At 35.5% G+C, this 26,067-nt stretch carries 22 protein-coding genes and 1 other RNA gene; 15 read left to right on the forward strand and 8 right to left on the reverse strand.

The genetic code is table 11. The annotated features are described in order from the left end of the window. Positions 1-53 precede the first annotated feature (53 nt). Both B5X51_RS10055 and B5X51_RS10060 read right to left on the reverse strand, forming a co-directional pair. Positions 54-1,265: a FecR family protein gene (locus B5X51_RS10055; RefSeq protein WP_176132752.1), complete on the reverse strand. Its 1,212-nt coding sequence runs from the start codon at positions 1,263-1,265 to the stop codon at positions 54-56. Positions 1,266-1,572: 307 nt separating this feature from the next. Next, complete coding sequence (locus B5X51_RS10060) at positions 1,573-2,178, reverse strand: RNA polymerase sigma factor (protein ID WP_079721046.1); 606 nt, start codon at positions 2,176-2,178, stop codon at positions 1,573-1,575. A 589-nt stretch (positions 2,179-2,767) separates the two neighbouring features. Between B5X51_RS10060 and B5X51_RS10065 the strand changes: the two genes are divergently transcribed. The 6 genes from B5X51_RS10065 (at position 2,768) to B5X51_RS10085 (ending at position 7,670) form a co-directional block, all read left to right on the forward strand. After that, complete coding sequence (locus B5X51_RS10065; RefSeq protein ID WP_139374864.1) at positions 2,768-3,871, forward strand: sensor histidine kinase; 1,104 nt, start codon at positions 2,768-2,770, stop codon at positions 3,869-3,871. Between the two features lies 1 nt (position 3,872). Next, the gene (locus B5X51_RS10070; RefSeq protein WP_079721048.1) at positions 3,873-5,195 is read left to right on the forward strand and encodes a sigma-54-dependent transcriptional regulator; all 1,323 of its coding nucleotides are present in this window, start codon (positions 3,873-3,875) and stop codon (positions 5,193-5,195) included. A 170-nt stretch (positions 5,196-5,365) separates the two neighbouring features. Beyond that, entirely contained in the window at positions 5,366-5,530 is a 165-nt protein-coding gene (locus tag B5X51_RS15925; RefSeq protein WP_176132753.1) for a hypothetical protein, read from the forward strand. A 10-nt stretch (positions 5,531-5,540) separates the two neighbouring features. Further along, positions 5,541-6,818 (forward strand): Glu/Leu/Phe/Val family dehydrogenase, encoded by a 1,278-nt coding sequence (locus B5X51_RS10075; protein WP_079721049.1) that lies wholly within the window; start codon positions 5,541-5,543, stop codon positions 6,816-6,818. An 18-nt stretch (positions 6,819-6,836) separates the two neighbouring features. After that, the gene (locus B5X51_RS10080) at positions 6,837-7,244 is read left to right on the forward strand and encodes a GreA/GreB family elongation factor (RefSeq protein WP_079721050.1); all 408 of its coding nucleotides are present in this window, start codon (positions 6,837-6,839) and stop codon (positions 7,242-7,244) included. A 12-nt stretch (positions 7,245-7,256) separates the two neighbouring features. Continuing rightward, entirely contained in the window at positions 7,257-7,670 is a 414-nt protein-coding gene (locus B5X51_RS10085) for a hypothetical protein (protein ID WP_079721051.1), read from the forward strand. A 201-nt stretch (positions 7,671-7,871) separates the two neighbouring features. On the opposite strand, the gene ssrA is transcribed toward B5X51_RS10085, so the two are convergent. Beyond that, positions 7,872-8,274, reverse strand: a transfer-messenger RNA (tmRNA) gene (gene ssrA / locus B5X51_RS10090). 120 nt (positions 8,275-8,394) lie between these two features. On the opposite strand from ssrA, the gene B5X51_RS10095 reads away from it, so the two are divergent. Beyond that, positions 8,395-9,621, forward strand: a complete 1,227-nt coding sequence (locus B5X51_RS10095) for an NAD(P)-dependent oxidoreductase (RefSeq protein WP_079721131.1) — start codon at positions 8,395-8,397, stop codon at positions 9,619-9,621. Then, positions 9,614-10,444 carry an endonuclease/exonuclease/phosphatase family protein gene (locus B5X51_RS10100; protein WP_079721052.1) on the forward strand — a complete coding sequence of 277 codons (831 nt, stop codon included), beginning with the start codon at positions 9,614-9,616 and terminating at the stop codon, positions 10,442-10,444. The genes B5X51_RS10095 and B5X51_RS10100 overlap by 8 nt, the downstream gene beginning before the upstream one ends. Positions 10,445-10,574: 130 nt before the next feature. Here B5X51_RS10100 and B5X51_RS10105 read toward each other — a convergent pair whose 3' ends face one another. The 4 genes from B5X51_RS10105 to kdsA form a co-directional block, all read right to left on the reverse strand. Next, positions 10,575-11,435: a universal stress protein gene (locus B5X51_RS10105; RefSeq protein WP_245828737.1), complete on the reverse strand. Its 861-nt coding sequence runs from the start codon at positions 11,433-11,435 to the stop codon at positions 10,575-10,577. Positions 11,436-11,444: 9 nt separating this feature from the next. Continuing rightward, entirely contained in the window at positions 11,445-13,070 is a 1,626-nt protein-coding gene (locus B5X51_RS10110; protein WP_079721054.1) for a BCCT family transporter, read from the reverse strand. Between the two features lie 23 nt (positions 13,071-13,093). Next, a complete protein-coding gene (locus B5X51_RS10115) occupies positions 13,094-14,248 on the reverse strand; it encodes a hypothetical protein (protein WP_079721055.1) in 1,155 nt (384 codons plus the stop codon). Between the two features lie 265 nt (positions 14,249-14,513). Continuing rightward, positions 14,514-15,332, reverse strand: coding sequence for a 3-deoxy-8-phosphooctulonate synthase (gene kdsA / locus B5X51_RS10120; protein WP_079721056.1), 819 nt, complete (start codon positions 15,330-15,332; stop codon positions 14,514-14,516). A gap of 194 nt (positions 15,333-15,526) precedes the next feature. On the opposite strand from kdsA, the gene B5X51_RS10125 reads away from it, so the two are divergent. The 5 genes from B5X51_RS10125 (at position 15,527) to B5X51_RS10145 (ending at position 20,229) form a co-directional block, all read left to right on the forward strand. Next, positions 15,527-16,012 (forward strand): DinB family protein, encoded by a 486-nt coding sequence (locus B5X51_RS10125; RefSeq protein WP_079721057.1) that lies wholly within the window; start codon positions 15,527-15,529, stop codon positions 16,010-16,012. A gap of 43 nt (positions 16,013-16,055) precedes the next feature. Further along, on the forward strand, positions 16,056-16,253 hold the full coding sequence (locus B5X51_RS10130; RefSeq protein ID WP_079721058.1) for a hypothetical protein: 198 nt from the start codon (positions 16,056-16,058) through the stop codon (positions 16,251-16,253). 143 nt (positions 16,254-16,396) lie between these two features. After that, entirely contained in the window at positions 16,397-18,196 is a 1,800-nt protein-coding gene (gene typA / locus B5X51_RS10135; protein WP_079721059.1) for a translational GTPase TypA, read from the forward strand. A gap of 139 nt (positions 18,197-18,335) precedes the next feature. Further along, entirely contained in the window at positions 18,336-18,596 is a 261-nt protein-coding gene (locus B5X51_RS10140; protein WP_079721060.1) for a YgjV family protein, read from the forward strand. Between the two features lie 439 nt (positions 18,597-19,035). After that, positions 19,036-20,229 (forward strand): IS4 family transposase, encoded by a 1,194-nt coding sequence (locus B5X51_RS10145; RefSeq protein ID WP_079721061.1) that lies wholly within the window; start codon positions 19,036-19,038, stop codon positions 20,227-20,229. Positions 20,230-20,369: 140 nt separating this feature from the next. Here B5X51_RS10145 and B5X51_RS10150 read toward each other — a convergent pair whose 3' ends face one another. Next, positions 20,370-21,053: a cell division ATP-binding protein FtsE gene (locus tag B5X51_RS10150; protein ID WP_079721062.1), complete on the reverse strand. Its 684-nt coding sequence runs from the start codon at positions 21,051-21,053 to the stop codon at positions 20,370-20,372. Positions 21,054-21,213: 160 nt separating this feature from the next. Between B5X51_RS10150 and B5X51_RS10155 the strand changes: the two genes are divergently transcribed. Beyond that, positions 21,214-24,231: a tetratricopeptide repeat protein gene (locus B5X51_RS10155; RefSeq protein ID WP_079721063.1), complete on the forward strand. Its 3,018-nt coding sequence runs from the start codon at positions 21,214-21,216 to the stop codon at positions 24,229-24,231. A gap of 34 nt (positions 24,232-24,265) precedes the next feature. Continuing rightward, positions 24,266-25,996: a TonB-dependent receptor gene (locus B5X51_RS10160; RefSeq protein ID WP_079721064.1), complete on the forward strand. Its 1,731-nt coding sequence runs from the start codon at positions 24,266-24,268 to the stop codon at positions 25,994-25,996. The last annotated feature ends 71 nt before the right edge of the window (positions 25,997-26,067 follow it).

Genomic DNA, 26,067 nt, shown 5'->3' on the forward strand with positions numbered 1-26,067 from the left:
TAATCGGCCATGTATTGTAGCGGGGAATGTTGGAGCATTCCCCGTTTTTATGGCTAGTTCTCTTTTTCTAAATCTTGATTCATTTTATTTGTTTTTGGGTTAATAATAATTTGCCTGTCACTTTGTTGAGTGTAATCCAATCCATAGGTTTTTCTAAAGTATTCCAGGATATTAAATAAGGACTCCTCCCCAAAACTGGCATTAAATTTTTCTTTGGCGATAGTGGTGTTTTTATTTATGATTGTTACCCCAAAATGGCGCTCCATTTTCTTTAGGATATTCTCAAAACTAATGTTTCTAAATACCATTTCTCCTTCCATCCAGGCCGTGTAAATGGAGGTGTCTACTTCGTTGATTTCTAAATTGTTGGTAGATCTATTGGAAGAGGCCAGTTGACCTGGTTTTAGAATTGCTTTTGCTTTAGGGTGTTGCCCTGTCTTTAACTGCACAGCACCTTCTACTAACACTACATTAGTAGCCATATCTTCTGGGTATGCAGAAACATTAAATTCGGTTCCTAAAACTCCAATCTCAAGATTTTGAGCTATCACTTTAAAAGGCCGATTTTCGTCTTTCGCTATCTTAAAAAAAGCTTCTCCTGTTAAAAATACCTGGCGATTGTCTTTTTTAGGGAAGTTTACGGGATATTTTAAAGAAGATCCTGCATTCATAAAAACTATACTACCATCTGATAGTTGTATTTTAAAGCGTTTACCGTTGGGAACGCGTAAAATGTTGTATTCAGTTTTTGTAGAAGCCTGTTGGCACTTTCTATATATTAGTAAGTTTCCTTTTTGCCCACCTATTACTTGCCCATCACGCTTCTTTAATTGAAATTCACCTTGTTCTGATAAAGCTTTAACAGTACCATCTTCTCTCTCTAGAATTATAGAGTCTTTTGCAACAGAAACCTGTTCAACTTGTTTTGGCTTTGTGAGGTATAGAAATAAGGAGCTACTTAGAATAGTAATAAAAATGGCTGCTATTGATGTAAGCCAAAGTTTCTGGTTTTTATTTTTATCATTGATGTTTAATGATTTTTTATACTGAATTTTGTTTTTAATTTCCGCATAGACCTCATTTTCTGATTTGCGCTGCCCATTATCTTCTAAAATAATATGCTGTAACGCCTCTTGTGCTTCAGGAAGTGCCTGTTCATTTGGATTGTTTCGGAAATAGCTTACTATTTGCTTTATTTCATCTTCACTACAACGATTTCGTGAAAATTTTAGAAGCAAGCCTTTTATGTGATCTTTTCGGTTCATTATTATGCAGGATGTGGTTATAATACAATTGAAAAGCTGCCGACTACCATGCGAGTTGTGAATTATTTTTGATTTTCTTTTGAAATAATTAAGAAAAAAGGTGGGCATCCCAAATATGGCGGGACTTTTATTGAAATGTTAAAATTTAAGAACTAATAGAATTTTATTGAGTATGTGAAGGTTTATGTTTAAAAGTATGCTTAAAAAACATATGCTTGTCCAATTATTGTAAATTGTATTTTTCGTAATTTAATTAGGATAAGAAAGGTTTTTTGCTGAGATGAGCATAATCTAAGTGAAGGTGTAATTATAAGAACGGCTTGTAACTGTTATATAACAGGGATAGAGAAAAAACAATATCTCCATGCAGGCTTAGAAATTCCCTGATATTTCCTAAAGCTTTTGTCATCTGATTTTTTACAGTATTCGCCGAAATATTTAATTCATTGCTTATTTCTTCATAACTTTTTCCTTCTTCTCTAGACATTTTAAAAATTAATTGGCAGCGTGGAGGTAAGGAGGTTACTGCGCGTTGACTTAGTTTTTTATATTCGTCTTCAGTGAGATTAATGTCCGTTGGTTTGTAGGATTTCTGACTTTCATAAAAAACCCTGCTAATAAGTTCACGATCATTGGCTGCCTTCTTTAAAAAATTGAATGCCAGGTTACGGGTTATAGTAAAAATAAACGCTTTAAAAGATTTTTCAGGTTCTAATAGATGCCTGTTTACCCATACTTTAATAAACACATCCTGTACAATTTCTTCTGCTTGCACCTCTATTTTCACTAAACTTTTGGCATAATAATATATATCTTCCTGATACTTATTAAAAAGAATCTGAAAAGAGGCTTCGTCCCCATTTTTTAGATGCTCTACTAAAATGAGGTCATTATTATTTTCAATTTTAAACATATTTGCGCCCAAGGTGGTTATGTTTTAACATTAATACATTTTAATGATACTTAATTAGCGATTTCGGCAGTATATCAGATAATTTTTTAAATATAGATTAAATTAAAGTAAATATTTTATATAATGATAATCTTTTTATAAAAAATTATAAAAGGTATAATGAATATAGGCGAAAATTTATACTATAGGTTGAAATCTTATCATGTTGTTTAACAATAGATTAATGGAGATCTATGTTCAAGTTTTAATTTTTTTTGGGAGATACTTCTAAAGGTCTACTGTATTAATTTGATTAGTTAAGGTATTAGGAAGAGCCACTTAATTATTATTTAAAAGGTATAGACTGGAGCTGCTAGGAAGATTTTTTTTTCTAAATCATTACTTGATAATCAAAATTGATTTTTTTTTTTGAGACTTTTCTCTAGATATAAAAAAATCCATTTAATGTCTCTTGGGCTTGCTTTGAGCTAAATTACTAGAGCCGGAAAATAAAACTGCAGCTGAAATTAAAATTTGCTTAGAGCTAGTTTTTTTGGTATCAATAGATAACTATTAGTTTCTACTTATCTTTGCTTATTGAAACCGTTTTATGATGATACAGGAAAGTATTTCTATAGAGGAAAAATTAAATGAGCGCATAAAAGAGCTTTCTTGCCTTTATGAAGTTTCTACGGCTATTAGAGAATATGATGGTTCTAATGAAAATACCTTAGAATCTATTGTACAAATTCTAAAAAATGCATGGCGATTTCCAGAACTTGCTACTGTAGAAATTCAGTGTGAAAATTATCATTTAACCTCAAACCCAATTCCTTCGCAAGCTTATTCCCAAAAAAGTATTATTCAAATTTCCGAAAAGCAAATGGGCTTTATTAAAGTTCATTATCCGGCTTCAGATTTATCTAAAGCTCATTTTTTAGTAGAGGAACAACGCTTACTGGATAAGGTGGCGTATGAGATTGCCCTATTTTTTGAACGTCAAACTATAAAAACCCAGGAGGAACTTTTAAAAAAGACAGCTCAAAGAAACGATAGGTTATCTATTTTAGGAGAGATTACCGCAGGGATAGCCCATGAACTAAACACTCCCCTTGGAAATATTCTTGGTTTTGCTGAATTTATAGCAGAAAAAAATCAAGAGCCACAAATAAAAAGAGATGCTCAAAAAATTATAAAATCGGCCATGTATTCCAGGGAGGTGGTAAAAAAATTAATGTTTTTTTCCTGCGATATGCCACAGGACATTAAAAAAATTGAAGTTAAACCTATAATAACTCAGGCATTATCCCTATTAAAGCCTAATTTTAAAAAGGCAAATATTAGTTTTGAATTTCTTATACAGGATCCTGGTCTAAAGGCTCAGGTAGATCCCATACAATTAACCCAGGTATTTTTTAATCTGGTGATTAATGCGATTTATTATTCTCCTGAAAATTCAAAAATTATTATTTCTATCAGTAATAATAAAACACATTATACTATTGAAATTGCCGATAAAGGAAAAGGAATAGATCCCGAAGTGAAAGATAAAATATTTGAACCTTTTTATACTACTAAACCCCTTGGAGAAGGTTCAGGACTTGGTTTAAGTGTGGTACATGGGATTATAAAAAGTCATAGGGGTGAAATTAGTATTGCCGATAATGTTCCAAATGGGACGATTTTTAAAGTTCAATTACCCTTGAAGTTCTAATATGTCTATACGGAAAGAAAACTTATTAATAGTTGATGACGATTACGATATGCTTGAGATACTTGACCGTCATCTCGAGCAGGAAAATTACCATACCTATAAGGCAGGTTCAGTGTTGGAAGCTATAGATATTTTAAAGCATAGCGAGATTGATCTACTGATAACCGATTTACAAATGCCGGGAATGAATGGAATGGAACTGGTGAAATATGTAGATGACCACTATACCGAAATCCCTAAATTGGTAATTACCGGATTTCCTTCTATTGATAATGCACTTACCGCTATTAAATCTGGCGCTTTAGAATATTTGCCTAAACCTTTTACCAAAAACGAATTACTTACTTCGGTAAAGAATTCACTTCTTAACCGTGCTTCAAAAGCTCAAAAATCCAGCATAGCAGGTGAATTGAGAAATAATTATGCCGGGATGATTGGAACCTCGGCAAAATTCGAGGAACTGGTTGATATTATTGAGAGAGTAAAAAATAATCGTGCCACTATTTTAATAAAAGGGGAAAGTGGTACCGGGAAAGAACTGGTTGCAAGGGCTATTCATTACAAAGGCTCTTTTGCTAAAAACCCTTTTATAGCTGTTAATTGCGGTGCGATACCAGAAAATTTGTTAGAATCAGAATTATTTGGATCTACAAAAGGAGCTTATACCGGGGCTTCAGAAACGCGTGAAGGTTATTTTCAGGCGGCCAATGGAGGAACCATTTTTTTAGATGAAATAGGTACAGCTTCTTTGGCTGTACAGGTAAGGTTGTTACGTGTGCTACAGGAAAAAGAAGTGAGAAAACTTGGGGATAAGAAATCAGAAAAACTCCAGGTAAGAGTTATTGCGGCTACAAATAGCAATTTGCGTGAAATGGTAGAGAAGGGAAGCTTTAGAGAAGATTTATATTATAGACTTAACGTGGTAGATATACTTACCCCGCCTTTGCGAGAAAGAAAAGAAGATATTATAGCGCTTGCTAAAACCTTCCTGGAAAAGTATCAGCGGGATTACGGAAAAAGTAATCTAAAGTTATCAGAAAAAGCGATTGAAATTTTAAATCGTTACAATTGGCCCGGCAACATTAGGGAATTAGAGAATGTAATACAACGAGCCATAATTATGTGTGAAGACGAAATTCTTCCGCAGGATTTACCAGCTTCAGTAAAATACAAAATCCCCACGGTAGACGAGGAATTAGTTGCATTAAAAGAGGTGGAAAAAAAACATATTTTAAAAGTACTTGCGGCGGTAGATCAGAATAAATCCAAGGCTGCAGAAATTCTTCAAATAGACCGTAAAACTTTACGGGAAAAGATCAAATAAAGCTCTGGGTAGTTATCTCCCAACCGGGTAATTTCTTTTCAGCAGAAAAAATAAAGTGAATTCTTTTTAAATATATAACACGCTTATGTACAGTGTGTTATGCGTATATTTTTTGTTTTTTAATTATTTGGGCATAGCTTTAGCTTAGTACTTTCCAAAATACAGATTCTATGCATATAGCTGAAATGGAAAGACCAGCAATTTTGGAAGAAAGTGAAAAAGAGATACAGCGGGCAGGTAGTGAGCTCTTTAAAACGCTTTGTTTTAATTGCGATTTAAGGCACCAGTGTACCTGGAAAGAAAACAGAAAGATGTATTGTGAACATTTCCAATAAAATTATAAATATGATTGCTACAAAAAAAAATAAACAGAGTATGTATGATACGGTTATTAAACAGTTTAATAAAACTGCCGGTATCATCGATTTAAATCCTAATATCAAAAAGATACTGGAAATAACCAACAATGAGATTGTGGTTCATTTTCCTGTAAAAATGGATAATGGTAAGGTAGAGGTTTTTACCGGATACAGGGTTCAGCATAATAATGCATTAGGACCTTATAAAGGAGGTTTACGTTACCATCCTACAGTAGATGTAGATGCAGCAAAGGCACTTGCTATGTGGATGACCTGGAAAACTTCTTTGGCTGGTTTACCTTATGGTGGAGCAAAAGGAGGAATTCAATTAGACCCCAGAAATTATTCTGATGCCGAATTAGAAAGAATAACTCGTAGGTTTACCTATGCCTTAGGAGAAAATATTGGACCGGAACATGATATTCCTGCGCCCGATGTAAATACCAATGCTCAAACAATGGCCTGGATTGCAGACACCTATATGTCTACAATATCAACCTCAGAACGTTCTCAAAATCAACACGTGGTAACAGGAAAGCCCGTAGGTTCTGGAGGTTTGGAAGGTCGTGATCGCGCTACTGGTTTCGGCGTTTACTTAACCACTAAAGAGCTTGTTAAATCTCGCGGGGAATCACTAAAAGATAAAACATTTATCGTACAGGGATTTGGAAATGTGGGCTATTGGGCTTCAAAATTTTTAATAGCTGATGGAGCAAAAATGATAGCTGTACAAGATGCGCACGCTACTTTGTTTAATGAGGAAGGTATTTCTGTAGAAAGTTTATTTGAGCATTCAAGCCCTAGAAAAGGCTCAATTCAAGGATTTACAAAAGCAGAGGAAATTGACCCGGCTGATTTCTTTGGATTAGATTGTGATATTTTAATTCCTGCTGCTCTTGGAAACCAAATCACAGGAGAGAATGCATTCAAAATAAAGGCTTCTATAGTTGCTGAAGGGGCTAACGGTCCTACAAATGAAGAAGGAGAAGCAATTTTGTTGGAAAAAGGAATCACGATTATTCCAGATATTCTATGTAATTCTGGAGGAGTGATAGGTAGTTATTTTGAATGGTTACAGAATAGAAACGGTGAGCTTTGGGAACTGGATGAAGTGATGCAGAAATTAGAGAAAAAATTGCTTCAGGTGTTTAACAAAGTTCAAAGAGAGGTTGAAGAACGAAATACCGATTGGCGTACGGCTGCTTATATTTTGGCAATTTCCAGAATTGAGACCGCTTATAACCAACGTGGTATATTTCCTTAATTAATTGTAGCTGAGAAAATGAAATATGATGTTATTATAATTGAGAAGGTAGAGTATGAGCTTTTAAAACGAATTGTTTCAATGGCGCATTACTATAAGGATAGCACATATCGTGCATCTATAGAGAAACTAAGGAACGAGCTTGATCTTGCAAAAATTGTGAGTGAAAAGAAGATGCCTAAAGATGTGGTACGTTTTAATTCTAAAGTGGAGATCGCTACTCCGTTCAGTGTAAATAAAACCTATCAAATAGTTACTCCAGATCAAAGTAATATTAAAGAAAATAAGGTTTCTATTCTCGCACCTATGGGATTAGCACTATTTGGTTATGCCCAGGGAGATGAGGTAGAGTGGGAGTTTCCTACCGGTAAGAATTCCATTAAGATTATAGGAGTGGAACAAATTCCGAAAGCAATAAAAATATAAAAATAGCTGAAAATGAATGAAAAGTTTCAGGAGCACTATGGTGAAGAAGAAATACAAATTTTAAGCATACAATCTGAAGCAGAAGATTGGGAGGAGAACTTAATTTTTATAAGTGAGGAAATTAATTTCTTTGGAAACATTTTAGAATCAGGAAAGAGAAGCGTTAATGTAGAAATAAATACTGAAGATGCCTCTTACTTAAAAGAACAACTTGAGTTGTTAAATAAAGCAAATGAGATTCACTTAACTACATTCTTTGACTATAAAAATAAGCTTGAAGGTTTAAAAGAATGTGATGATGTACAGTGTGAAAATTTTTATTTAAAAGATCATTTGATTTTTAAAAATTCACTTCGTAAGCATTTTAAAGACTTTCGAAAGTTGAAGGTTTTAATCTTTAAATTCTTAAAAGTTAGTTTCAACTGATTTTTAAATTTGACTGTGTTTGGTTGACTAATTTGGGGCGGTTTTTAACCGCCCTTTTTTTGTGTTTAAAAAATCTATTGAGAAATAATATTGAAGCAAAAACTCATAAAACAAGTAGCAGCCTGGCGCTCTCGTAGCCTAAATATAAAAAGCCCGTAAATCCTGGGATTTACGGGCCTTTTGTTTGAGTTTGTACTCAAAAAGTGGAGTCGGAGGGGTTCGAACCCTCGTCCAAACAAGCAATTAAATTGCCTTCTACACGCTTAGTTTTCACTTAAATTGTCGGGAAAAAGTCTGGCCGAAAACTACCTAACTTCTTCCGTATCCTCAATTAGATTTTAGAACTGCATCAAGGTCCTGCAGTTCCTATATTTACTTTATCGGTGCCCCTAGTGCGAATGCCGTAAATCAAGGCCTTCGCGGGACATCTTGGCTCCCTACCTTGTAGGGACTAAGCAATCCTACTGTGATTCGGATTATGCAGCCAAGGCGTAGTTATCTTCGCCGTTTAAAAAAGTGTGAAATATGAGATTTACGAGCTATATCCCAGCGCTCGACGTGCTTACAACTCAATTAGACTCGCTGTCAAAACCAAGTCGACCCCATATGTAAAGAACTTTGTCAATTAAAACTTAAGCATAACCAAGCTTAAGGCCTGCAAAGATACAATTTTAAATTCATATCTTTGGATTACACATACAAAGGAACAAAACCCATACCAGAAATGATAAAATTTGCACTGATTAAAGAAGAAAAAACACCGCCAGATAGACGCGTTGTTTTTTCCCCAAATAAACTTAAAGAACTTGTAAAAAAGTTTCCTGAAGCAAGCTTTAAAGTGCAAAGTTCTGATATTCGAATATTTACCGATCAGGAGTATCAAGACGCTGGTTTTGAAGTTGCTGAAGATATATCAGATTGTGATGTCTTACTCGGTGTAAAAGAGGTTCCGTTGCCGGCTTTAATTCCGAATAAAAAATATTTCTTCTTTTCCCATACGATTAAAAAGCAGGCCTATAACCGCGATTTGCTTAGAGAAATCCTTAATAATAATATTGAATTATATGACCACGAAGTAATTGTAAATCATAAAAACCACAGGCTTATTGGTTTTGGTAGATATGCCGGTCTTGTTGGTACTTATAATGGATTTAGGGGGATTGGTTTAAAAGAAAACTTGTATAATTTACCTAAAGTAGAGTCTCTGCCAGATCTTGATGCCATGTTGGCAGAACTTGATAAAATCAAAGTTCCCCCAATCAAAATATTGTTGACCGGTGCCGGGAAAGTGGCTCGCGGTGCAAAAGAAGTTTTAGATCATTTAAATATCAAGAGACTGGATGTAGATGAATTTCTTCAGTTTGAAGGAAAGAAACCGGTTTATTGTAATATAGATGTTCTGGATTATAATAGAAGAAAGGATGGTTCAACCGGCAGTCAGGTGGAATTCTTTAAAAATCCTTCCAGGTACGAGTCTTATTTTATGCGTTTTGCAAAAAGTAGTGATTTCTTTATTTCCGGGCATTTTTATGGAGATGGAGCACCTGTATTTTTTACTGCAGAAGATGCAAAATCAAAAGATTTCCGCATAAAATATATAGCAGATATCTCTTGTGATATCAATGAGCCTATTGCCAGCACCATTCGCCCGTCAACCATTGCAGAGCCTTTTTATGGTTATGATCCTGAAAGTGAAGGCGAAGTAGATTTCCGTGAGAAAGACAGTATTTTGGTTATGGCCGTAGATAATTTACCCTGTGAATTACCTAAAGATGCCAGCGAAGGTTTTGGGGAAATGTTTATGGAACACGTGATTCCGGCTTTTTTTAACAACGATAAAGGTGGTGTTTTAGAACGTGCAAAAATGACTCAAAGCGGTAAGTTAACATCAAGATTTAGCTATTTACAGGATTTTGTAGACGGTGATTTAAAATCAAACGAGTATGCTTAGGAATAGTTTAGTTATAGTTTTTACTTTCTTTCTGGTTTTTACCGCGAACGCACAGATAGAGGTGATGAGTTACAACATTAAATACGCCAACGAGAATGATGGCGAAAACTCCTGGTCTAAACGAAAAGAACATATTACCAACCAGATTAAGTTCTATAAACCGGGAATTCTTGGAGTTCAGGAAGCTCTGGTTAGTCAGTTAAAACACTTTCAGTCTGAAATAGAAAATTATAAATATGTTGGAGTAGGTCGCGACGACGGAAAAGAAGCTGGAGAATTTAGTGCTATTTTTTATAATGCTGAAGAGTTTGAAGTACTGGAAGATAATACTTTTTGGCTCTCAGAAACACCTAAGGAGATTTCCGTGGGCTGGGATGCTGCGATGGAGCGTATTTGTACTTTTGCTAAGTTTGAAGAGGTAAATTCAGGTAAAGTCTTTTGGGTTTTTAATGCACATTTTGACCATATTGGAGAAAAAGCAAGAGAAAATAGTGCGAAACTTATCTGGAAAAAGATTTCAGATTTAAACAAAGAAAATCTACCTGTAATTTTAATGGGTGATCTTAATCTTGAGCCCCAAACCACTGCTATTCAATTTTTGTCAGAGAAACTGAATGATTCTAAAAAAGTAGCGGAACATACTTTCGGTCCTGAAGGTACTTTTAATGGTTACAATTTTAACAAACCGGTAAGCAGTAGAATTGATTATATTTTTACTTCAAAGAATATTGAAGTAAATAAATATGCTGTTTTAAGTGATTCTAAAAATTTAAAATATCCATCAGATCATCTTCCTGTTTTTGTGGAGCTGAAGCTCAATTAAATTAGAAGAATAGCCCGTCTAAAAATAACACCGTCATCCTAAACTTGTTTCAGGATATAGTTTCTATTGTTCTTAAAAGCTATGGATGGAATAAATTTTTAGATAGCCTATTTTTATAAATTTTTAGGATTTATTTAGAAATCCATAAAGGTAATTCGGGTTTTTCTCCAAAAAGTTCTTCAGTTACGCTTCCCACTAAGAGGTTTGAAATATTGTTAGCGCCTTTATCGGCTACAATTAAAATGTCTACCTTATTTTTCTTGGCATGTTCCAGTAAATTACTGGCCACACTGGAATCTCTTCCGGGAATAATTAGTGTTGTTACTTCCCCATCATAATCAAGTTTACTTAAAAACTTTTCACTTTTTTGTTTCGCATGTTTCTCGATCTTAGGTGCCATCGCTTCTTTAGGTACATAAGGTGAAAATTGCACAGGAACCGAGTATACGTAGGCTGCGGTAACCGGTGCCGAAGTTGCTTTTTGTAACATTTGGGCTACGTTGAAAATTTTTCGTGATTCACGGGAAAAATCGGTTCCAGCCCAGATATTTTTTATTTGCGGCGTAAAATCTCTTGGAACAGAGAGGATATCGCATTTTAATAATCTTAGCAATTTGTTGCTTACTACCCCGGTTCCCTTATGTCTTTTCTTATTACCCATAACCACCAGGTCTATATAGTATTTATTGGTAATATAATTAATAAGGGATTCCGTATAAGGGTCTTCTGAAATAAGGACTTCCCATTCTGCTTTTCCCTTAAACTGGCTTTCTACTTTTTCGTTTAATTCATCACCTATAACTTCATCTAAATTTATGCCTTTCAATTGCTCATCGAAAAGCGATGAAATTTCATATTTCTTGATGTTATGGACAAAGTAAACCTTTTCTAAATTTAATGTGTCAGCCAAAAAAGAGGCGTAATCTATAAGGGTGTTGTCTATGTCTGAAAGGTCTAAGGCAACCAGAATATTATTGAATTTCTCCATCATCCCTAATTTTTATTGTTGTTCTTTATTTTTTTCAATGTTTCTTTTCTTAACGATGTCATTTACGATCTCCTCGTAGTTTTCCATCTCTTTTTGCTCTTTCTTATCTTTAAGTTCTAAATGATCTTCTTTTAAGCCTTTATAGAGAGAATAACACATAATGAGAAGTATGACGGCAAATGGTAGGCCGGTTACAATAGTAGCTGTTTGTAGTGCTTGCAAACCACCACCAATAAGTAAAACGGCAGCCACAGTTCCCTCTGTCACGGCCCAAAATATTCGTTGTCCCTTTGGTGCATCAATTTTTCCTCCAGAAGTTAAACTATCAATTACCAAGGAACCTGAATCTGAAGAGGTAATAAAGAAACCTGCAATAAGAATTACGGCTACTACATTTATCACCATAGAAAGCGGATAGTCTTCAAAGAAAACAAATAGGGCTGTGGCAATATCATCGTTTACTGCGTTTATTATACTCATATCTCCGCCAAGTGCAGATTGAATTGAAACACTTCCAAAGGCAGACATCCAAAAGAAGGTTACCAGGGAAGGAACTAGTAGTACTCCCAGTATAAACTCTCTAATTGTTCGTCCTTTAGAAATACGTGCAATAAACATCCCTACAAATGGAGACCAGCCAATCCACCAGCCCCAGTAAAATACGGTCCAGTCGTTCTGCCACGAGCCGCCGGTAAAGGTCTCACTCCAGGTGGAAATCTCAAGAAAATTAAATAAGTAACTTCCGGTGTTTTCTACGAAAGATCTAAAAATAAAGATAGTAGGACCTAATACAAGGGCAAGCCCTAGTAAAAGCAAAGCTATACGCATATTCCATTCACTTAAAAACTTAACTCCTTTATCTACTCCAAGCACTACAGAAATGGTGGCAACCAGGGTAATTCCGGCAATTAATATTACTTGAGTGGTGATTCCGCTTGGAATATTAAATACATGGTCAAGTCCTGAAGCAATTTGTTGTACTCCAAAGCCTAGAGAAGTAGCCAATCCAAATAAGGTTGCTAAAACTGCAAAAATATCTATGGCGTCTCCAATTTTGCCATAGATTCTATCACCCAAAAAGGGATAGAAAATAGACCGTATAGTGAGTGGTAACCCTCTGGTATAAGTGAAATAAGAAAGTGCCAAACCAACTAAAGCATAAACTCCCCAGGCGTGAAAGCCCCAGTGTAAAAAAGTGAAGTTCATTGCTTCCTTTGCTGCGGCAGCAGTTCCTGCTTCTGCGGTAGGAGGCGCGCTAAAATGCATAACAGGTTCTCCAACACTAAAAAATAATAGTCCAATTCCCATTCCGGCACTAAATAGCATCGCAAACCATGAGAGGGTTTTAAACTCTGATTTGGCTTTTGGGCCACCTATGCGCATTTTGCCAAATGGACCCAGAGCAAGATAGACCAGGAAAACCAGGAATATATTTACACACATTATAAAAAACCAGTCGGCGTTATTAGCCACGGCATTTTGAATACTTGTGAAAGCACTTTCAGCTTTTTTTTCAAATATTAGGGTTAAGACTATGCTTACAATGATGATAAATGAGGAAATGAAGAAAACGGGTCCGTTTACTTCCAATCCAAAGATTGACTTTTTCTCATCACTTCTTGTAACTTTCTTTGCCATATAATTGTTTTTCAGAAATTAAATTAAAAATAGTAGCCTATGTTTATATTGAATCTTGCTTCCCATTTTGCATTAGGAATACCCGCAGCAAAATCATCTACAAAATCACCTCCAAGCCAGGAGTGGTTATATCCTGCTGCATAATCTATATAAGTATAAACCTGCCCGGCGGTAACTAAAACTCCAGTAACGTTCATGTAAGAATCTGTAAAATTCTTATTATGTTTTTGCATATAGCCAAAATCATTGTAGAATTCCAGGTTTGAGATAGGTCCCAGCTTAACTGGTACATTTCTTGAAATTGCTAGGGAATATAGATTAAAATCTGCAGCAACCTGATAGGGAGCGCCATAAGCCCCAAATGCCACTGCCTCTCTGCTTTCTCCTTCAGCATTAATGGGGTTATGGGAAGCTGTAAGAGCCTGCGCTTTTAAATTCCAACGATTTTGAGTAATCTCGTAATGTGCGGCGAGCGCGTAATGGTCTCCCGTTTCTTTAGTGTCTAAATTATAAAGCCCACCATATTGCCCTGAAATTCCAAGTCTATTAGCTGCTTTATCGCCAAATTTATAGACGAATTTTCCATTAAATTGGTTTATTTCCTTATTTCTTCCTACAACATCATAAGAATAACGGCTGGTTGAAGATTCAGTATTATTTCCAAATTGTAATTCCTCCGCGCCCTTAAAGAATGCTAAGTGGTATTCATATTTTTCACCGGCGTGGATATATTTTACTCCCATATCGTGATCATCTTCAAGGCCCACGTAATAGGTGAGGTTAAAAAACCAATTGTGAGAATTATATTGCTGAATACCAAATGGAACCTGGGTTAGCCCAATTTGTATTTCATCTAAATCGTTAAATTTATAACCCATCCAGCCTTGTTTCATTACGCCACCTCCAAAAGCATCTGAGTATAAACGATATTCTGCATTTAGATAAACTCCTTTGTATTTGGCGTTAAAGTTTATTCTAAAGATATCATATCCAAAATCTCCGCCCCGGTTTTTTTGTCCATCTTTCCAGGAAGATAAATTATAATTATACCTGAGTGCACCACCTACAGAAACTTCGGGTTCTTCCTGAGCGGATAAAGGAGCTATAATAAAAAGGCAGAAAATAGCTATAAATGAATTGTAAGAGAAGATGCTCCCTAACATTCGCTGGGTTCTCATTAAGGTTATTTTTGCTTGGTTGAGCTTCAAATTAACTTAATTTAAAACGAAAACTCTTAATAATCAATTAGATTAACTTTTATTTAATTGAATAAAAAGCCTGTTAAGAGTGTTATAGGTTTTGTTTACCCTTAGAAAAACAGCTTTAGCGCTATATTAGCTGGAGGAAATCACCTATTAAATTTAATGTCCATTCCAAAATATCCACCACGGATTTTTTCGCTGGATTTCCAGAGATAGGTTGTAATTAAATTTAAACTTTGGATTAGAAGCTATTCACGGTTTTTCTTATTGCAACTAAATTACTTAATAATTTCTCGAGGTAATTAAGATCTAGCATATTAGCACCATCACTTTTGGCATTTGCCGGATCAAAATGGGTTTCAATAAATAGGCCGTCAACTTTATTTACCACGCCTGCACGTGCAATGGTTTCTATCATATCTGGTCTTCCGCCGGTAACACCACTACTTTGGTTTGGCTGCTGCAGGGAGTGGGTAACATCTAAAACCGTAGGTGCAAATTCGCGCATTGTAGGAATTCCCCTAAAATCTACAATCATATCCTGGTAGCCAAACATCGTACCGCGATCAGTAACCATAACCTGCTCATTATTACAATCGGTTACTTTGGTTACCGCATGTTTCATACTTTCAGGACTCATAAATTGTCCTTTTTTTAAATTTACCACTTTTCCGGTTTCTGCGGCGGCCACTACCAGATCTGTTTGCCTTACCAAAAAAGCAGGGATTTGTAGAATATCTACATATTCAGCAGCTAATTTTGCATCGCTCACTTCGTGAATATCGGTAATAGTAGGGATTTCGAAAGTTTCAGAAACTTTTCTAAGAATTTTTAAAGCTTTTTCATCTCCAATTCCAGTAAAACTATCAATTCGGCTGCGATTAGCTTTTTTAAAAGATCCCTTAAAAACATAGGGGATTTCTAGTTTATTGGTGATTTCCACAACTTTTTCGGCAATTCTTAGCGCCATTTCTTCGCCTTCTATAGCGCAAGGACCGGCAAGTAAGAAGAAATTGTTGGAATCTATATGTTTTAACTGGGGAATTCTTTCAAGTTTCATAAAAGGGGAATTGGTTGTGCAAATATAATAGAATTAAGCGGTAGGAGCAATTCAAAAAATACGTGTTTCCCCGAGGCATTTTTGCACTTAAAATCTTAAGTAATGCTAGGTTTATATTGTAATTTACTCAATAATCGAGATTTAAATGCTCAGTGGCCTGCCGCAAAGTAATTTACTAAGTCAATTTTAAAACTATGGAACTGCAAAACATTTTAATATCAGAGCTTCAGCATGAAGTAGTACTTACTGAAAAATTTCTAAAGAGAATTCCTGCAGATAAACTGAATTGGCGCCCACATAAAAAATCTATGAGCATAAGACAATTGGCTAATCACCTCGCTGAAATTCCTAGCTGGATAACTGGGACTATGGAAATGGATGATATGGATATGGCTGGTTATAAGGCTCCAGATTTTGCTAGTGTTGAAGAAATTCTTGAAGTTTTACGAAATAATACCGCAGAAGCTGAAGCTGCTTTAAGAAAGCCTGATAAAGCATATAAAAAGAACTGGAAAATGATTCAGGATGGGAAGGTTTTAATGGATATGCCAAAATATAGTGTGCTAAGAATGATGGTGTTTAATCAGTTGCCACATCACCGAGCACAATTAGGTGTTTATTTTCGGCTATTAGATATTCCTGTGCCGGCAACTTATGGTCCTTCCGCAGATGAGAATTAAATATTGCTTTTAAATCCATAGCTTTGAAAAAAAAATAAAAGCTATGGCTAGTATTAAAGATCAGTTTAGAAATTATTATACCGCCAGGCGTTTACTGGTAAATGCACTAATAATGACGGCTGCTACTATATTCTTTATCTATCAAAGGCCTGAAGAACCTTTGTTGGGAATTGGTTTTGCAACTATTGCCGTAATTTATTTTGGTTTTTTCGTTTATAGAAAGCTAAAAGCAAATTCCTGAAGTTACAAAATACCTTCGCTTAAATTAAGCTTTTGATTTACAGGTACTTTGGTTTTAAAAATTTTATTTTGAATAAGTAACATTAGCTACTTGTATCTTTAAAATTAGCCGTACATTTGCAGCCTTAAAAATTAGGAGCTTATATGACAGCTATTAAAAACATCGCGATTATCGCGCACGTAGACCATGGTAAAACTACCCTGGTAGACAAAATTATGTATCACTGCCGTTTGTTTAGAGATAACCAGAACACTGGAGATCTTATTCTGGATAACAACGACCAGGAACGGGAACGTGGTATTACTATTACTTCAAAAAATGTATCGGTAGTCTATAAAGATACCAAAATTAATATTATTGATACTCCTGGTCACGCCGATTTTGGTGGAGAGGTTGAGCGAGTATTGAATATGGCCGATGGGGTTTTACTTTTGGTAGATGCCTTTGAAGGCCCAATGCCACAAACTCGTTTTGTGTTGCAAAAAGCTATAGATCTTGGTCTAAAACCTTGTGTGGTGGTAAATAAGGTAGATAAACCTAATTGTACTCCAGATGAAGTTCATGAAAAGGTTTTTGACCTTATGTTTGAATTAGGTGCTGAAGAATGGCAACTCGATTTTCCAACGGTTTATGGTTCTGCCCTAAACAATTGGATGAGTAATGATCCTGCTGATAAAACAGAAAACATAGAGCCACTATTGGATATGGTTTTAGAACACATTCCATCTCCTAAAGTACAGGAAGGTTCGCCACAAATGCTTATTACTTCTTTAGATTTCTCTTCTTTTACCGGAAGAATTGCTATTGGAAGAGTACAACGTGGGCATTTAAAAGAAAATATGCAGGTTTCTTTAGTGAAACGTGACGGTAGTATTAAAAGGACAAGAATTAAAGAACTCTTTATTTTTGAAGGTTTAGGCCGTAAAAAAGTAGAAGAAGTTCAACCGGGTGATATTTGCGCGATTGTTGGTCTTGAAGGTTTTGAAATTGGTGATACTGTTGCCGATATTGAAAATCCCGAAGGTCTAAAAACTATCGCTATAGATGAACCTACAATGAGTATGCTTTTCACAATTAACGATTCTCCTTTCTTTGGAAAAGATGGGAAATTTGTGACTTCAAGGCATATTAAGGAAAGACTAAACAAAGAATTAGAAAAGAATCTTGCCCTACGAGTTCAGGAAACTGATAGTGCCGATAAGTTTTTAGTTTATGGTCGTGGTGTAATGCACCTTTCTGTTCTTATAGAAACTATGAGAAGAGAAGGATACGAACTTCAAATTGGTCAGCCACAGGTTATTATTAAGGAGATTGATGGTGAGAAATGTGAGCCGGTAGAAGAGCTAACTATAGACTTACCTGAAGAAGTTTCAGGGAAAGCTGTAGAAATGGTGACTATGAGAAAAGGTGAAATGTTAAGCATGGAAACCCGTGGTGAGCGAATGATTATTCAGTTTATGATTCCTTCCAGAGGAATTATAGGTTTACGTAACCAATTACTTACTGCTACTGCAGGTGAAGCTATTATGGCACACCGCTTTAAAGAATATCAGCCACTAAAAGGTGGGATTCCACAGCGTCAAAACGGTTCTTTGATTTCTATGGAGCGTGGAAAAGCAATTCCTTATTCTATAGATAAACTTCAGGACAGAGGTAAGTTTTTCGTAGATCCGGGAGAAGAAATTTATGAAGGTCAGGTAATTGGTGAGAATTCACGCCAGGATGATATGGCAGTGAATATCACTAAAACCAAAAAGCTTTCTAACGTTCGTTCTTCTGGTGCAGATGATAAAGCAAAGATTGTTCCTGCACTTAAGTTTTCTTTAGAAGAAGCTCTGGAATATATTCAGAAAGATGAATATGTAGAAGTTACTCCGGCGCACTTAAGATTACGTAAAATTTATCTTACAGAGAACGAAAGAAAAAGAAATAAAATAGTTTAATCACTCAACTCAAAAGAGGTTGTTTGGAAATTTTCAAAGGGCGTCATTCTGAATTTATTTCAGAATCTAATAACTTAGAACCTGAAACAAGTTCAGGTTGATGTTTAAAAGAGACTTTTCAAACAATCTCTTTTTTTATATGGAATTTCTAGGAATCAGTCTTACCGAATGGATAGGTTATCTTTCCTCTTTTTTTATAGCGATTTCTTTCTTTATGAGGAATATCGTAAAGCTTAGAATCATAAATACCCTGGGCTGTATTTTATTTGTTATCTATGGGATTTTAATAGATTCCTGGCCTGTAATTATTGCCAATGGAATAATTGTATTTGTGAATTTCTATTATCTCTTTATCAATAAAAAGCAGCAAAAGCTAAAAGCTGACGAGGTTAAGCCTTAAAGCCCCCCGACCCCCCAAAGGGGGAGTTTGAATGTTTTTGTTGGTTTGGTTAGGTGAACAATATCGAAGCAAGTTCACGAAGCATTATTATTAGAAAATTTAATTTCGAGATAAGCTTCTGAGCATTTAATCTCGATTATCGTGTAATAGGAAAATAGTAATTCGGGAAATTTTCGTTATTCAAAGCGTACTTTTACAGAAAACTTCTTATAATAGCTTAATTTGAAGACTCTTATTTTTGAATTTTGCTATTCACTTATTTCAAAATATTCTTTTTTCTTTTATAACTAGCGGCTTTTTTTCCTTAAAAAAATATAATTTCCAAACCACATTTTATATAAAAATCCATTAGTGTCCGGTTAAATATTTAAAAGCGGGATTTCCTTAGAAGAATTTCCCGCTTTATAGTAAATTGGTTTTTACCACAAAAACAATTACTATGAATAAAAGTACTCACTTTAGCGGACATCCCATAATCAAGCAACTGCTTAATTTAATTCCCGGCCACATTATTAACCGGACAGTCAAAACCTTTGATAGTGATCGCTACTATAAAACGTGCAAGACCCAGGAACATTTGGTCTCCATGCTCTATACCTCTATTAGCGGAGTGAGCTCTTTACGTGAACTCTCCACTGTAATGCTAGCTTGTGAGGGGAAGTTAAGTCATCTTGGTCTGACCAATTTCCCTAAACGCAGCACGCTCTCGGACGCCAATACCAATCGTTCCTGTGAGGTCTTTGCCAGTATTTATTATGCCCTTTTAGATAAATATGCCAGGTTTTTATCGGACAGCAGTTCCCTGCGACTTCCTGTAAAGCACCTAAAAATTGTGGATTCCACCACTATTAGTCTCTTTAGTGATATTCTAAAGGGAGTTGGACGTAATCCGATAAACGGTAAGAAGAAGGGCGGTATCAAGATGCATACGGTAATCAATGCGATGGAGGACGTCCCTTGCCGTGTTCCCTTTAGCAATGCCGCCACCCATGATCACACATTTTTAAAAGAACTGGAACTTAAAAAGGGCTCCTTCGTTGTATTTGATAAAGCCTATAATGATTACCGGCAATATTTTGAGTGGATCAATCAGGATATCTATTTTGTGACCAGGCAAAAGGGGAATGCAGTATACAAAAGTCTAAAAGAGTTTAATCTGGAAGACGCTACCTCAGACAATGTACTTAAGGACGAAGTTATATCCGTTCAAAAAAAAGGTTTAGAAATAACCTTGAGGCGCATAGCTTACTGGGATGAAAAGAACCAGAGAGTGTATGAGTTTATCTCCAATAATTTCCTTCTCAGCCCAGAGAAGATATGCGATATTTATAAACACCGATGGCAGATCGAGACTATGTTTAAGCGGCTCAAACAAAATTTTCCGCTTAAATATTTTCTGGGAGATAGCCCAAATGCTATTGAAATTCAAATTTGGTGTGGACTGATTGTACAACTGCTAATGCTGGTGGTACAAAAAAGAATTAAGAAAACCTGGGCCTATTCCAATATGATCTCTATGGTGCGCCTACATCTGATGAGTTATATCAACCTGTTCAGTTTTTTGGAAAATCCAACCCGAAAATGGGACTATCTCACCACAAAACCGCCAGATATTCAGCTTTCATTCTTCTAGTACCACCATGCTATTGGAGTAGAAGTAAAAATAGACGGCTTTATTGAGCCCAATAAGCCATTTAATCTAAATCCGTATTTTCACCGGACACTAATGATAAAAATCAGTAAATTTTCCGGTTTCACGGGCTAGGGGAGTATTTATACCGATTTTTGAACTACTTCAAAAACACGTTGTCCATCACATTTTAAAGTTTTTGAAGGATATTTTAGTAATAAAGCATAATCATGCGTAGCCATTAGAATAGTGTTTCCGTTTTTGCTTATTTCCTGAAGTACTTCCATCACTTCAACAGAAGTTTGAGGGTCCAGGTTTCCGGTAGGTTCATCGGCAAGAATAAGCTCAGGATCATTTAAAAGCGCACGTGCAATAGCCACCCGTTGCTGCTCCCCGCCAGATAATTGATAAGGATATTTAAATCCTTTAGATTTCATCCCTACTTTATCCAATACTTCATCTATTTTATGATCCATTGCTTTTTTGTCTTTCCAGCCAGTAGCTTTTAAGACAAAAAGGAGGTTGTCTTTTATATTTCTATCGGTTAAAAGCTTAAAATCCTGAAAAACTACGCCTAGTTTTCTCCTCAAATAAGGAATGTCTTTTTCTTTAAGCGTTCGTAAGTTAAAATCTACAATGCTTCCTTCGCCTTCGGTAAGTGGTAAATCTCCGTAAAGTGTTTTCATAAAGCTACTTTTTCCGGTGCCGGTTTTACCAATAAGATAAACAAAATCACCTTTATTGATCTCAACATCAACTTCAGATAAAATTAGGCTTTCACGCTGATAAATAGCAGCATTTTTCAATTCCAGGACGGTGTTGGACATAAATGTTTAGGCTTTATTTGGGATAAAAATATAGGTAAATATACATTTTTCAAAAGTCGTTGGTTTACTTTTTTTTACATTAACATAATTATCACTTTATATGGTCGTTATTAAAGGAAGGTTTAAATTATCTTTGAATCATCAACTTAAAAATCTATAAATGGCACCTAACAAAATTTTACTGTTTGTTGTTTTAATATTCTTTTCTTTTAACGGAATTTCCCAGCGATCGGCCAACTATACACACGATCTTGCCGAATTTAATAAAGCCCTGGAACTCTATAACAATCAACAATTTTTGGCTGCCCAAAATTTGTTTGATGAAGTTAAAGAGCAAACCGAAGACGAAAAGATTGAAGGGGATTGTGCTTATTATATTGCCAACGCCGCGGTAAGATTAAACCAACCGGGCGCTGATAGGTTAATGGAGCGTTTTGTAAGTAGATATCCTACCAGTACTAAAACCAATTCAGCTTATCGCGATGTAGCCGATTATTATTTTCAAACCGGTAAATATTCCTTAGCGCGCAAATGGTACGATAAAGTTGATGAAAACAGTATGAGCCGGGCAGAAAAGCAACGCTTTTATTTTAATAATGGATACGCTTATTTTAGAGCAAAACAATATGACCAGGCTCGTAAATATTTAGAGAGGGTTCGTGACTCTAAAGAATTTGGTTCCCAGGCTAAATATTATATTGGTTATATGGCCTATGAAGGCGATGATTATGAGGAAGCCAATGAGAATTTTGAAGCGGTAAGCGGTAACAATCGCTATAGCGAAGATCTTTCTTATTTCCAGGCCGATATGAACTTTAAGTTAGGCAAATTTGAGGAAGCTATTAAATTGGCCAAAGCGCAATTACAAAGTGCTAATAGGTTAGAGCGGTCTCAATTAAATAAAATTATTGGCGAAAGTTATTTCAACTTAGAGCAATATAACGAAGCTTTGCCGTACTTAAAAGAATATGATGGAGAGCGTGGAAGATGGAATAATACCGATTATTACCAACTGGGTTACGCTTATTATAAACAGGGAGACTATGAAAATGCGATCTCTGAATTCAATAAAATTATAGACGGAAAAAATCAGATTGCCCAAAACGCTTATTATCATTTGGCGCAATCTTACTTAGAATCCAATCAAAAGCAGCAGGCTTTAAATGCTTTTAAAAATGCCAGTGAGATGAATTTTAATCCAAAAATTCAGGAAGATGCGTATATGAATTATGCAATACTGAGTTATGAGATTGGGAATAGTTATGAAAGTCCGTCGCAGGTGTTGATTAATTTTATCGAGAAATATCCAGATTCAGAGAATAGAGCGGCTATGGAAAGTTTGTTAATAGATTCTTTCCTTACTTCGGGTAATTTTGAAGAAGCTATGCGTTTGTTGGAGAATAACCGAAATTTTAGCGATAAGCAAGCTTACCAAAAAGTAGCATACTATTACGGACTTCAGCTTTATGAAGAGAGCGATTATGAAAAGGCGATCACTAATTTTGAAAAAGCACTTTCTGAGCCTAGAGACCAGGAAATAACAGCTAAAGCTACCTTTTGGAAGGCCGAAAGTGAATACAATATCAATAGAATTGACGATGCGATTCTTGGGTACCGCGAATTTTCAGGAATGAGTGCGGCAAGAGGTACAGAAGAGTTGGAGAATCTGGACTATAACCTTGGTTATGCATACTTTAAAAAGAATGAATATGCTCGTGCTATAGAATTTTTTAAACGTTATTCTGAAAATAGCTCCAATGGAGTTGCCCGTAGAAATGATGCGTTATTGCGCCTGGGCGACACCTATTTTGTAAGTAGCCAGTATTGGCCGGCAATTGAAGCTTATAATAAAGCACTTTCACTTAGCGGTGATAACGATTATGCTGCATTTCAAAAGGCGATGAGCTATGGTTTTATAGATAGAAGAGACACTAAAATATCTGAGCTTAAAAGCTTTATAAATCAATATTCACGTTCTTCTTTTAGGGACGATGCTATGTATGAATTAGGAAATACTTATGTTTCTGCAAATAATACCGGCGAAGCTTTATCTGCTTACGATAGGTTGATTAGAGAAGTGCCAAAAAGCGCATTTGTACCTAAAGCAATGTTGCGCCAGGCGTTAATTCATTACAATGCCGATAATGGAAACCGTGCTTTAGAAAGATTGAAAAAAGTAGTTAATGAGTACCCAAATACACCTGAAGCGATGCAAGCAGTTTCTACAGCCAGAATGGTATATGTAGATCTGGGCCGTACAGATGAGTATGCAAACTGGGTACAAAATATAGATTTCGTTGAAGTAACTGATGCTGATTTAGATAACACCACTTATGAATCGGCTGAAAATCAATACTTCAATAATCAATATGACCGGGCAATAACCGGATTTGAAGATTACCTGCAACGTTTTCCAAATGGAATACACTCCATAAATGCTAATTTCTATTTAGGTCAGTTATATTTCCGAAATGGAAATAAAGCGGAAGCAGCATCGAATTATCGCTATGTAGCCGATAAACCTAAAAATGAATTTACTGAGCAGGCACTTTCAAGATTATCTGAAATTTTGCTGGAAAATAAAAACTACCGTGAGGCGGTGGGTTATTTAGAGAAACTTGAAAAACAAGCCAGTTCTGAGCAGAATATAATTTTTGCGCAATCTAATCTTATGAAATCTTACCTGGAGTTAGATCAACCAGAAAAGGCAGCTAATTATGCCGATAAGGTTTTGGCTAATTCAGCTTCAAATTCAGAAGCTCGTAATGATGCCCGTGTAATTGTAGCTCGTGCAGCTTTTGCTTCAGGGAATATGAGTAAAGCAAAAAGTGCATATTCAGAAGTGCAAAAAACTGCTAAAGGAGAATTGGCTGCTGAGGCTTTATATTATGACGCTTATTTTAAAAATGAAAGCGGAAATTATGAAGCTTCCAATGCAGCGATTCAAATCCTGGCAAAAGATTTTTCCGGCTATAAACGTTGGGGAGCTAAAGGTTTGGTGCTAATGGCAGATAATTTCTATGAGTTAGAAGATACCTACCAGGCCACTTATATTTTGGAAAATGTAATTAAAAACTTCCAAAACTATCCTGAAATTGTGCAGGCGGCAAAGCAGGAGCTTTCAAGAATAAAGACGGAAGCTGCAAAAACCAATTCTTCAGTAGAAGCAAACAATTAATTCAACTTTCAATCTAACATTTAAGAATTTCTATATGCAAATGTTTTCAATAAAAAAGAGCCTTTTTTTAAGTATATTTTTAATTGGCGGGGTTCTTTTTGCTCAAGATCCTATAGATAGTGAAACTGTAACTGTGGTGAAACCATATACGCCCACGGTAAAGGATGCTAATAAAATAAAACAAACCCCTAGCCAGTCAGATTCTGTTAGAACTAAAAAACGGCCGGTAAAGTACAGCATATTTTCAGTACCCGTGGCTTCTACTTTTACCCCGGCAAAAGGTCGTGCTACCACTTTAGAAAGAGAAAGACGGGTAAAAATATATGATAATTATGCAAGCCTTGGCTTTGGTAATTACGGGAATCTTTTAGCCGAATTTTACAGTAACCTGGAAGTAAATAGAAGTGATAATTTTGGGGTTTATTTAAGCCATAACTCATCGCAAGGTGGAATTGATGATGTTATCTTAGATGATAAATTCTATGATACCGAGCTAAATTTAAGTTATAATTCTAAAAACCGAGATTTAGGTTGGAAAACTGAAATTGGTGCTCAGCATCAACTTTTTAATTGGTATGGTTTACCGCAAAACGAAAATTTTAGTAACGATGAATTAAATGCCATAGATCCTTCTCAGAATTACTTTTCAGTTTATGCCGGAGGAGAAATTGAACTTTACGATTCGTTTTTTGATAATGCCAGGGCAAAATTCAGGCATACTGGTGATTCCTATTCAACTTCAGAAAATCATTTAGATGCGCAGGGTACTTTTGAGGTTAATATTGCCGATGAGTTAATTACCACAAATATATATGCCGATATTGTTCAGGGGCAAATGGGTGAGCAGTATCTGGCACCAGAAAACTATGATTATACCTTTATGAATTTTGGAATCAACCCAAGTTTACTGATTTTAAGAGAGGATCTTACTCTTAATCTGGGTGTAGCTTTTTTCTATAGTCAGGACGTAGAAAATAGTGATGGTAATTTTTATATCTATCCAAAAGTAACTGCAAGTTATAGACTGGCTGGTGATTATTTTACACCTTATGCAGGGCTAGAAGGTGGTTTGCAACAAAATACATACTTTAAGTTTGTTCAGCAAAATCCTTATGTGTCGCCAAGTTTGCAAATTAAACCTACCGATAATGAGTACAATGCTTATGTAGGTGCAAAAGGAAAATTAAGTAATGCGGTTTCTTATAATTTTAAAACCGGATATGAGTCACAGTTTAATAGAGCAATGTTTAAACGCAATGCCCAGGCTAACGATCTAATGAACGAGAATTATGCCTACGGAAATTCTTTTGAAGTGGTTTATGATGATTTAAAAACGCTATCGGTTGCCGGAGAACTTAATGTTGATGTAAATCAAAATTTCAGATTAGGAATTAATGCTGAATACTTTAATTATAACACAACAAATGAAGCTGAAGCCTGGAACCTTCCAGACTTTAAAGCCTCATTAAATGCCGATTATCAAATTAGTGAGAATTGGTTTGCAGGTGCCAATTTGTTTTATGTTGGGGAACGCTTAGACCAGGAAAGAGTAGTGGCGATAACCACCGGAACTCCAGCTCTAAATAAGGTTAGACTGGATAGTTATTTTGATGTAAATGCAAATTTGGGTTACCGGTTTAATGATAGACTTTCGATATTTGCTAAAGGAAGTAATTTGTTAAATAACGATTATCAACGTTGGACTAATTTTAGGGTTCAGGGATTACAATTGCTTGCAGGAGCTACTTATAAATTTGATTTTTAATGAATAGAATCCTTATAAAATCTCGAAAAGCACCTTTTTAAGGTGCTTTTTTGTGTTAATATTAATATGAT

The organism is Salegentibacter holothuriorum, from assembly GCF_900168045.1.
In the GTDB taxonomy this organism is placed as follows: Bacteria; Bacteroidota; Bacteroidia; order Flavobacteriales; family Flavobacteriaceae; genus Salegentibacter; species Salegentibacter holothuriorum.

Excerpts from the sequence above, each read along its gene's own strand:
- B5X51_RS10130 (WP_079721058.1), top strand. The coding sequence starts at position 16,056 with ATGGCTAGTATTAAAGATCAGTTTAGAAATTATTATACCGCCAGGCGT.
- B5X51_RS10070 (WP_079721048.1), top strand. The coding sequence starts at position 3,873 with ATGTCTATACGGAAAGAAAACTTATTAATAGTTGATGACGATTACGAT.
- B5X51_RS10155 (WP_079721063.1), top strand. The coding sequence starts at position 21,214 with ATGGCACCTAACAAAATTTTACTGTTTGTTGTTTTAATATTCTTTTCT.
- B5X51_RS10075 (WP_079721049.1), top strand. The coding sequence starts at position 5,541 with ATGATTGCTACAAAAAAAAATAAACAGAGTATGTATGATACGGTTATT.
- B5X51_RS10065 (WP_139374864.1), top strand. The coding sequence starts at position 2,768 with ATGATGATACAGGAAAGTATTTCTATAGAGGAAAAATTAAATGAGCGC.
- B5X51_RS10145 (WP_079721061.1), top strand. The coding sequence starts at position 19,036 with ATGAATAAAAGTACTCACTTTAGCGGACATCCCATAATCAAGCAACTG.
- B5X51_RS10140 (WP_079721060.1), top strand. The coding sequence starts at position 18,336 with ATGGAATTTCTAGGAATCAGTCTTACCGAATGGATAGGTTATCTTTCC.
- B5X51_RS10085 (WP_079721051.1), top strand. The coding sequence starts at position 7,257 with ATGAATGAAAAGTTTCAGGAGCACTATGGTGAAGAAGAAATACAAATT.
- B5X51_RS10125 (WP_079721057.1), top strand. The coding sequence starts at position 15,527 with ATGGAACTGCAAAACATTTTAATATCAGAGCTTCAGCATGAAGTAGTA.
- B5X51_RS10080 (WP_079721050.1), top strand. The coding sequence starts at position 6,837 with ATGAAATATGATGTTATTATAATTGAGAAGGTAGAGTATGAGCTTTTA.
- B5X51_RS10150 (WP_079721062.1), bottom strand. The coding sequence starts at position 21,053 with ATGTCCAACACCGTCCTGGAATTGAAAAATGCTGCTATTTATCAGCGT.
- B5X51_RS10110 (WP_079721054.1), bottom strand. The coding sequence starts at position 13,070 with ATGGCAAAGAAAGTTACAAGAAGTGATGAGAAAAAGTCAATCTTTGGA.
- B5X51_RS10095 (WP_079721131.1), top strand. The coding sequence starts at position 8,395 with ATGATAAAATTTGCACTGATTAAAGAAGAAAAAACACCGCCAGATAGA.
- B5X51_RS10060 (WP_079721046.1), bottom strand. The coding sequence starts at position 2,178 with ATGTTTAAAATTGAAAATAATAATGACCTCATTTTAGTAGAGCATCTA.
- B5X51_RS10115 (WP_079721055.1), bottom strand. The coding sequence starts at position 14,248 with ATGAGAACCCAGCGAATGTTAGGGAGCATCTTCTCTTACAATTCATTT.
- B5X51_RS10105 (WP_245828737.1), bottom strand. The coding sequence starts at position 11,435 with ATGATGGAGAAATTCAATAATATTCTGGTTGCCTTAGACCTTTCAGAC.
- B5X51_RS10100 (WP_079721052.1), top strand. The coding sequence starts at position 9,614 with ATGCTTAGGAATAGTTTAGTTATAGTTTTTACTTTCTTTCTGGTTTTT.
- B5X51_RS10055 (WP_176132752.1), bottom strand. The coding sequence starts at position 1,265 with ATGAACCGAAAAGATCACATAAAAGGCTTGCTTCTAAAATTTTCACGA.
- kdsA (WP_079721056.1), bottom strand. The coding sequence starts at position 15,332 with ATGAAACTTGAAAGAATTCCCCAGTTAAAACATATAGATTCCAACAAT.
- typA (WP_079721059.1), top strand. The coding sequence starts at position 16,397 with ATGACAGCTATTAAAAACATCGCGATTATCGCGCACGTAGACCATGGT.
- B5X51_RS15925 (WP_176132753.1), top strand. The coding sequence starts at position 5,366 with ATGCATATAGCTGAAATGGAAAGACCAGCAATTTTGGAAGAAAGTGAA.
- B5X51_RS10160 (WP_079721064.1), top strand. The coding sequence starts at position 24,266 with ATGCAAATGTTTTCAATAAAAAAGAGCCTTTTTTTAAGTATATTTTTA.